Here is an 800-nt window from a genome sequence, read left to right as displayed (position 1 = left end):
GCTCTGCTGGAGGGCCTGATCGCGGAGGCCGCGAAGCGGGGCGAGGTGGACCTGTCCCTGGTCAGCATCGACTCCACCACCGCCCGGGCTCACCACGACGCTGCCGGGATGCACCTCGGTCAGGACGTCGTCACCGCTCTGGAGAAGGCTGCTGCCGAGGAGAGGAAGACCAGGTTAAAGGGGGCGGCTGCGACGAACAATCCGGGCAGGATGCCGAAGACGTTCGCGCACGGGAGCGACGGCGCATTCGGCGCCGACGCAAACTCCGGCTGAAGGCCGCCCTCCTCGGACGGTCGAGGGGTGGGTTAACCAGCAAGGTCCACCTTGCTGCCGACCGGAAGTGCCGCCCGCTGGCGTTCGTCCTGACCGCGGGCCAGGCCGCGGACAGCCCGCAGTTTGTCCCCGTACTGGGGCGGATACGGGTCCGTGGCTCTGTTGGCCGCCCCCGCACCCGGCCGGACGCGGTTGCCGGCGACAAGGCTTACTCGTCTCGCAGCAACCGCGCCCACCTGCGCAAACGCGGAATCAAGGCGGTCATCCCGGAGAAGAGGGACCAGGCCGCCAACCGGACGAGGAAGGGCCCCAGGGGCGGCCGACCCGTCAGCCACGACGCGGACCTCTACAAGGAGCGGAACACCGTCGAGCGCCTGATCAACAAGCTCAAAGCCTGGCGAGGCATCGCCACGCGATACGACAAGACCCCGGACAGCTACCTCGCCGGACTCCACCTCCGCGCCTCGATGATCTGGATCAAAGACCTCACCCGAACCACCCATTGATCACAACCAAATACGCGCCCT

The 800-nt window shown here is 67.9% G+C and carries 1 pseudogene; it reads left to right on the top strand.

Annotation, left to right across the window (positions count from 1 at the left end):
- Positions 1 to 779 (top strand): annotated as a pseudogene (locus tag AC3EQ1_RS31305) (IS5 family transposase); the annotation flags it as partial.
- Positions 780 to 800 lie beyond the last annotated feature (21 nt).

The organism is Streptomyces sp. bgisy100, assembly GCF_057709105.1.
The sequence above is the reverse complement of the archived record's forward strand: the minus strand, read 5'-3'. Positions and strand labels throughout refer to the sequence as shown.